This is a genomic window from Pseudomonas sp. VD-NE ins, from assembly GCF_031882575.1.
Taxonomy (GTDB): domain Bacteria; phylum Pseudomonadota; class Gammaproteobacteria; order Pseudomonadales; family Pseudomonadaceae; genus Aquipseudomonas; species Aquipseudomonas fluorescens_BZ.
In genome coordinates this window covers 5,155,230-5,162,673 of sequence record NZ_CP134772.1, presented here as the reverse complement: position 1 = coordinate 5,162,673, position 7,444 = coordinate 5,155,230, and the positions used below count along the sequence as shown (strand labels likewise).

At 58.9% G+C, this 7,444-nt stretch carries 8 protein-coding genes; 3 read left to right on the top strand and 5 right to left on the bottom strand.

All coding sequences use genetic code 11. The features are described from left to right. Positions 1 to 11: 11 nt before the first annotated feature. The gene (gene sbcB / locus RMV17_RS23050; protein ID WP_311882765.1) at positions 12 to 1,442 is read left to right on the top strand and encodes an exodeoxyribonuclease I; all 1,431 of its coding nucleotides are present in this window, start codon (positions 12 to 14) and stop codon (positions 1,440 to 1,442) included. 97 nt (positions 1,443 to 1,539) lie between these two features. On the opposite strand, the gene mvaT is transcribed toward sbcB, so the two are convergent. Continuing rightward, a complete protein-coding gene (gene mvaT, locus RMV17_RS23045) occupies positions 1,540 to 1,917 on the bottom strand; it encodes a histone-like nucleoid-structuring protein MvaT (protein WP_007912775.1) in 378 nt (125 codons plus the stop codon). A gap of 336 nt (positions 1,918 to 2,253) precedes the next feature. Here mvaT and purU point away from each other — a divergent pair, with 336 nt between their 5' ends. Continuing rightward, positions 2,254 to 3,102, top strand: a complete 849-nt coding sequence (purU, locus tag RMV17_RS23040) for a formyltetrahydrofolate deformylase (RefSeq protein ID WP_007912774.1) — start codon at positions 2,254 to 2,256, stop codon at positions 3,100 to 3,102. Positions 3,103 to 3,187: 85 nt separating this feature from the next. Then, positions 3,188 to 3,367 carry a hypothetical protein gene (locus RMV17_RS23035; protein ID WP_034153438.1) on the top strand — a complete coding sequence of 60 codons (180 nt, stop codon included), beginning with the start codon at positions 3,188 to 3,190 and terminating at the stop codon, positions 3,365 to 3,367. Here the strand turns inward: RMV17_RS23035 and RMV17_RS23030 are convergent. The 4 genes from RMV17_RS23030 to RMV17_RS30215 all read right to left on the bottom strand — a co-directional run bounded on the left by RMV17_RS23030 (position 3,351) and on the right by RMV17_RS30215 (position 7,303). Then, entirely contained in the window at positions 3,351 to 4,349 is a 999-nt protein-coding gene (locus RMV17_RS23030) for a lysylphosphatidylglycerol synthase transmembrane domain-containing protein (RefSeq protein ID WP_311882759.1), read from the bottom strand. The genes RMV17_RS23035 and RMV17_RS23030 overlap by 17 nt on opposite strands. Then, a complete protein-coding gene (locus RMV17_RS23025; protein WP_311882757.1) occupies positions 4,346 to 5,122 on the bottom strand; it encodes a polysaccharide deacetylase family protein in 777 nt (258 codons plus the stop codon). The genes RMV17_RS23030 and RMV17_RS23025 overlap by 4 nt, the downstream gene beginning before the upstream one ends. Further along, on the bottom strand, positions 5,115 to 6,236 hold the full coding sequence (locus RMV17_RS23020; protein WP_311882755.1) for a glycosyltransferase family 1 protein: 1,122 nt from the start codon (positions 6,234 to 6,236) through the stop codon (positions 5,115 to 5,117). The genes RMV17_RS23025 and RMV17_RS23020 overlap by 8 nt, the downstream gene beginning before the upstream one ends. 302 nt (positions 6,237 to 6,538) lie before the next feature. Then, positions 6,539 to 7,303 (bottom strand): methyl-accepting chemotaxis protein, encoded by a 765-nt coding sequence (locus RMV17_RS30215; protein WP_371043227.1) that lies wholly within the window; start codon positions 7,301 to 7,303, stop codon positions 6,539 to 6,541. Positions 7,304 to 7,444: the final 141 nt, after the last annotated feature.

Here is a 7,444-nt window from a genome sequence, read left to right as displayed (position 1 = left end):
AGGAACCGCCCGTGACTTCAATCTTCTGGTACGACTACGAAACCACTGGCATCAACCCGCGTAACGACCGCCCGTTGCAGGTGGCCGGGATCCGCACCGACCATGCGCTCAACGAAATCGACGAGCCGGTCAATCTTTATTGCCAGCCCAGTGAAGACATCCTGCCGCATCCGGCGGCGTGCGCGATCACCGGCATTACCCCGAGCCAGCTCGCCGAAAAGGGCTTGAGCGAAGCTGATTTCATGACTCGCGTGCATGCCCAACTGGCGGCTCCGGGCACCTGTGGCGCCGGTTACAACACGCTGCGCTTCGACGACGAGATGACCCGTTACAGCCTGTATCGCAATTTCTTCGACCCGTACGCCCGGGAGTGGCAGGGCGGCAACAGCCGCTGGGATCTGATCGATGTGGTGCGCGCCGCCTATGCGTTGCGTCCCGACGGACTGGTCTGGCCGACCGATGACGAAGGCCGGGTGACACTCAAGCTCGAGCGTCTGACGGCCGCGAACGATATCGATCACGGGCATGCCCACGAAGCGCTGTCGGATGTGCGCGCGACCATCGCACTGGCCCGGTTGATCCGCGAAAAACAGCCAAAACTCTATGACTGGTTGTTCCAGTTGCGCAGCAAGCAAAAAGTCATGGATCAGATTCGTCTGTTGCAACCCATGGTGCATGTCTCCGGGCGTTTCTCGGCGGCCCGCAGTTATATCGGCGTGGTGCTGCCACTGGCCTGGCACCCGAAAAACCGCAATGCCCTGATCGTCTGTGACCTGCACCTCGACCCGCAGGGGTTGCTGGATCTGGACGCGCAAACCCTGCGCCAGCGTTTGTACACGCGTCGCGAGGATTTGCCGGAAGGCGAGTTGCCGGTGCCGCTCAAGCTGATTCACATCAACCGTTGTCCGGTGGTAGCGCCGCTTGCGGTTTTGCGCACGCAGGATCAGCAACGTCTGGGGCTGGATATGGCGTTGTATCAACAGCGAGCACTGCGGCTAACTGACGCACAACAAGTTTGGAAAGATAAAGTTGCGCAAATTTATGTCAGCGAAGATTTCATTCCGAGCGAGGATCCGGAACAACAGTTGTACGACGGATTTATCGGTGACCGCGATCGACGTCTATGTGAGCAAGTGAGGACCGCTGATCCGGCGCAACTAGCGCAAGAGCAATGGCCTTTCGATGACGAACGTTTGCCTGAATTACTCTTTCGATATCGCGCGCGTAACTTTCCCGAGACGTTGAATTTCGAAGAGCAAGAGCGCTGGAGAATATTTTGCCAGCAACGTTTGTCCGCACCTGAATGCGGCGCGCCGAATACCTTGAAGTCTTTTACAGAAGCGGCAGAGCAGTGGTCGGTTAATGCCACGCCGATGCAGAGTGAGGTGCTCAATGAATGGCAGAATTATGTCCAGGCATTGCGCAAACGTTTGAATCTTTGAAATCGAACATGACCGGGCTTAAATGCCGGGCATAAAAAAACGCCAGCATTCGCTGGCGTTTATTTTTTCGCGGATCGCTCTGCGAAGGCGTTGCGGCTTAGCCCAGCAGGGTAGCCCAGCCTTCAACCACGTCACCGCCCCACTTGGCTTTCCACTCTTTCAGAGTTTTGTGGTTGCCACCTTTGGTTTCGATGACTTCGCCGTTGTGCGGGTTTTTGTATTGTTTAACTTTGCGAGCACGCTTGGTGCCGGTAGTTTTTACTGCGCCGCCGCGTACTGCTTTGGTTTTTGCTTCCGGGTCCAGCAGCGCGATGATGTCACGCAGCGATTTGGAGTATTCGCCCATCAGGGTGCGCAGTTTGCCTTCGAATTCCAGCTCGGCTTGCAGTTTGTCGTCTTGGGACAGGTTCTTCAAACGGGCTTGCAGCTCTTTGATAGCTTCTTCGGTGGCGCGATATTCGTTGATCAAGGACATGATTACTACCTTAGTAGAGTGCGGGATGGCAGGGGGACAGTGCCGCAATAATAGTCAGGCTGTTTCATCAAGTAAACATTTAACCGGGGTTTTTATTTAAATTAGTTACGAGAAACTGCCCTCTATTGATTATTCAGTTAAATAATGTGATCCAGTCATCACAGATATTCACAGTTGCCTGATCGAGCGATGCCACAGGAGCAGCGCCAGCCTGACGCTTACTCATCAAGAATCCGAATCGGCCGAGCCTGGCTCGGACCGGCGCTGATCAATACTGCAGTTTTCCTGCGCAGCCGCTAGAATGGCGGCCTTTGCGAAGTTCTGGAGTTTCCCCTCATGCGCACTTTTCGGCTGGTGATATCTTGCCCGGACCGCGTTGGCATCGTTGCCAAAGTCAGTAATTTTCTGGCAGCCCACAACGGCTGGATCACCGAAGCGAGCCACCACTCGGACAATCAAGTGGGCTGGTTCTTCATGCGTCACGAAATTCGTGCCGATTCGCTGCCTTTCGGTATTGAAGTACTGCGCGAGAAGTTTGCGCCGATTGCCGAAGAATTCTCGATGGACTGGCGCATCACCGACACCGAGCAGAAAAAGCGTGTTGTGCTGATGGCCAGCCGCGAATCCCACTGCCTCGCTGACTTGTTGCACCGCTGGCACAGCGATGAACTGGACTGTGAAATCTCCTGTGTGATTTCCAACCACGATGACCTGCGCAGCATGGTCGAGTGGCACGGCATTCCTTACTACCACGTCCCGGTCAATCCGCAGGACAAGCAACCGGCCTTCGACGAAGTGTCGCGTCTGGTCAAGCAGCACGATGCCGAAGTGGTGGTGCTGGCGCGTTACATGCAGATCCTGCCGCCAGACATGTGCCGCGAATACGCGCACAAGGTCATCAACATTCACCACAGCTTCCTGCCGTCGTTCGTCGGCGCCAAGCCGTATCACCAGGCGTCGTTGCGTGGCGTGAAGCTGATCGGCGCGACCTGCCACTACGTGACCGAAGAACTGGACGCCGGTCCGATCATCGAGCAGGACGTAGTCCGCGTCAGCCACAGCGACAGCATCGAAGACATGGTGCGTTTCGGCCGTGACGTCGAGAAGATGGTCCTGGCTCGTGGCCTGCGCTATCACCTCGAAGATCGCGTGCTGGTGCACGGCAACAAGACCGTGGTGTTCTGATCGAACTCACGCAGGCTTGAAAAACCAAGGGTCTGGGCGTTCAATCGCTCAGACCCTTGTTCATTCAAGCCCCGAGGAAATGCCCATGAGTGATCCACTGGACAAAGCCACTTCCAAAGCACCGGCAACGTTGGGCGAGGGTTGTTTGAGTCGATATGATCCCGAGGACATGAGCCCTGAGGATGGTACCGAGTTTCCCGGTGCTGCCGAGTTGTGGGAACAACTCAAGGAACAGGAGCAGGACGACGTCAAGAAGCCTGTCTGACGTTCATCAGCTTCTTCAACAGTGGCCGCCCCAGCATCAACAGAAATACCGGGCCGCCCACCACCAGATAGAAGTAATACGTCACCACCCGCCAAATCAGAATCGCCGCCGCTGCGGTGGATTTCCCTACCATCGGCGCCAGCAGCGCTGCCGACGTCAACTCCGCCGCCCCGGCTCCGCCCGGCAGCAGACTGAATTGCCCGGCCCCGAGCGAAAGCATCTGCACCAGAAAACTCCACGCCCACTGCAAGTCGGCGCCCAACCCGCGCAGCGCCAGATACAGCACGCTGTATCGCAGCAACCAATGCACGCAGGTCAGGGCGAATACTTTGATCAATGTTTGCCAAGGCAACTTCAGGGTGTCGGTGAACGCGGCAAGAAAATGCAACAACTTGCGCGCCCAGCGACGGCGGGTGCTGGCCTTGACGTTCATCCTTGCCAACAGGCGACCGCTCAGGCGAATCAAGGCGCGGTGATAACGCGCAACCAGCACGCAACTGAACAAACCGCCGAACAATGACACCGCACTGACGCTCAGCAACCACTCCAGTCGATCACTGAGGTGCTGGAACAACGCATAGATCAGAATCCCGCTGAGGGCGCAGAGAAAGAACAGCAAGTCGCTGAGCTGATCCATGGCAAACACCGCGCTGCCCCGGGCCGGACGTACGCCGCAGCGCGCCAGCAGGGCCATGATCGTCAGCGGTCCGCCACTGCCGCCGGGTGTTGCGCAATAGGCGAATTCGGCGGCCATGACCACGCCAAGACTTTTCAGTGGCGTGACGCGCTCGCGTTGATCCCCGAGCAGCAAGCGCAGGCGCAGGGTATTGATGCCCCAGCACAGCAGAATCATGCCGAACATGATCAGCAACCAGTGCAAAGGGAAACTTTGCAGCCGCGCCCAGGTTTCACCGCCACCCAGCACAACGGGGATCAGCACCGCCGCAAGCAGGCCGATGAGCAACAGAAGGCTGCGACTCATGCGGCGCATTCCTGGTGACCGTGCTGTTGCGCAAGCCAGTTGATTTTGCTCATCGGTACGCGTCCTTCGGCCAGCAAGCGTTCAAGGGTGTGTAACCAGTAATCACGGGAGAAACCATGGCGCATGTCCACAGGGTGCAAGCCTAGCCGAATCACCGGTGCCTGGCGCCAGCGCTGTTGACGCTGCTCGCTGACGATTTTCGACAAGCCACGGCGCCAGGCACTGCGGGCGCTCCAGACCAGACCGGGGACGTCGATAGCGCTGAAATCCGGCAAACGATAAAGATGTTGCGGATCACTGGTGTAGCTCAGCGGTAACTCGCGCAGGGCCTGGCGTGTGCCGTCGCTCATCAACCACGCCGGAGCGACGAAACCGTGCAGCGGCCAGTCATGGCGCTGGAAAACTTCGATGCCGTCGCGCAGGCGGGCGAGAGCGGTTTCCCGGGACAAACGATAGAACTCGCCTTCATGGGTATAAATACGGCGCATGAACCAGTCGCGCGGTGTTGTCGGGCGGGGCTCCTGGTCATCGTGAAAATAACCGTGCAGCGCCAACTCATCGCCACGGGCGACGCGCGTGTCGAGCATTCGACAAAATGCCGGGTGAGCGTCGAGGGTGTTGTGCCGGTGGAAGTTCGGTACGACCAGCCACGTCATTGGCACATTGCCCAATGCGTCGACCGCCTCGACAAACGGTTGGTAATCCGCCCACGTCGACGGTGCCACGTCGTGCAGTACCAGCAACACGGCGGGATTGTTCATCGATTCAACCATTGGCCACCCGCGGCAGTGTATGCCCAAGTACCGCGTGATAATGGCCCAGCAAACTGTCAACCACAGTGTCCCAGGCGTAGTGGGTTTCGACATGCTGGCGGGCCTGTGCGCCCAGTTTGCCGCAGCCGCGACTGAACAGTTCGCGCACGGCATTGGCCATCGCCTGCGGGTTGTTTGGCGCGCACAGCAGGCCGCAGGACTCCGTGACAATCTCTCCGAGCGCCCCGGCAGCCACCGCCACCACTGGAATGCCGCAAGCCATGGCTTCGAGGATCACCAGGCCAAACGTTTCCTGATCACCGGCATGGATCAACGCATCGGCACTGGCCATCAACTGCGCGACGCGTGGCGCGGGGCAGAATTCATCGATTACGCTGACGTTGTCCGGCACGGCCGTGGGCATCGACGAACCGACCAGCAGCAAGTGATAGCGCGGGCCGAGGCGTTGCATGCATTTGAGCAGTACCGGCAGGTTTTTCTCTTTCGAACCGCGCCCGGCAAAAATCAGCAACCGGGTGTCTTCGGCGATGCCCAGTTCTGCGCGCAGTTGCGGGTCGCGGGCGCTGGGGTGAAAGGTCTGCAGATCGACGCCCAACGGTTGCACGAAGACATTGCGTACGCCGAGGCCGCTGAGCTTGTCAGCCATGACCTGACTGGGCGCGAGCACTCGGTCGAAGTTGCCGTAAAGCCTGGTGACGTACGCCTCGATATTCGGCGTGACCCAATGGCCCATGCGATTGCTGATCAGCAATGGCAGATCCGAGTGATAGAAACCGATCACTGGCACATCCAGTTGCCGGCGGGCATCCAGTGCTGCCCAGGCAGTCAGGTAAGGGTCGCCGACCTCGATCAGGTCAGGCTGCAACCCCTGCAGGACATTGCGCCAAGGGGCGAGGCGAACGGGAAATCGATAACCTTTGCCGAAGGGCAGGGCGGGGGCGGGAACCGTGTAAACGCCATCGTGCTCGCTGAAGTGCGCGCCGGGAATCAACAGACTGTGGCGAATGCCGGGCTTGACGCTCAACCGGCGGTGTTTGGCATCCAGATAAGTCCGCACGCCACCGCTGGCCGGGGCGTAGAACATGGTGATGTCGGCGATGTGCACGGTGATCAACCCTCCGCTGCGTGGTTCTCCCTTGGTTGACCTTTATCAAGAATAGATGTTCGGTCGGGATTGCGCGGTGGGCTGAAGAGCTTCAGAGCGGAAGAGCCCCTCACCCTAACCCTCCCGAAACGTCGGACCGCCCGGAGGGAGAGGGGACTGACCGTGGTGGATGTTGGAGGTACGCCGACTTGAGAGACCTGAGTCGAACTCAGGTTCTGAAAAGCATGAAGATCTGCTCCCTTTCCCCCTCGCCCCCTTGGGGGCGGTCCGACGTTTCGGGAGGGCTGGGGTGAGGGGGTAGGCTTTTGATCTTAGATGCGGAAGCTGCCAACCAACTGCTTCAGACGCGAAGCCTGCTGCTCCAGATCCGAACACGCCCGCAACGTCGCCTGCAAGTTCTCCACACCTTCCTGGTTCAGCGTATTGATCTCGGTGATATCGACATTGATCGACTCAACAACAGCGGTCTGCTCCTCGGTCGCCGTGGCCACCGACTGGTTCATCCCGTCGATCTCGCCAATGCGCTGCGTCACGCTGTTCAAGCGCTCCCCGGCGAGATTGGCAATTTCGACGCTGTCCTGACTGTGGCGCTGGCTGTCGCTCATGGTGCTCACCGATTCGCGGGCGCCGACCTGCAGCTCCTCGATCATCGTCTGCACTTGCTGCGCCGATTCCTGGGTGCGGTGCGCCAGATTGCGCACTTCATCCGCCACCACGGCAAAACCACGACCGGCCTCACCGGCGCGCGCTGCTTCAATCGCCGCGTTAAGCGCTAGAAGGTTGGTTTGCTGGGAAATACTGGTGATCACTTCGAGAATCTGACCAATGTTCACGGTTTTGCTGTTCAGCGACTCGATATTGCTGCTCGACGCACTGAGCATGCTCGACAGCTGATTCATCGCTTTAATGCTGCGATCCACCACTTGCTGGCCGTCTTCAGCCAGACCGCGAGCGTCGCTGGCCTGATTCGAGGCTTGCGCGGCGTTGCGGGCGATTTCCTGCGCGGCGGCGCCGAGCTGGTTGATCGCCGCGGCGACACTGCTGGTGCGCGAAGCTTGCTGATCGGAGTTGTACATCGACGAGTTCGACGCAGCGACCACGCGCAGGGCGACTTCGTTAACCTGACCGGTGGCCGACGACACTTCGCGGATCGAGGTGTGAATGCGCTCGACGAACCGGTTGAACGCAGTACCGAGGCTGCCGAATTCATCGTTATT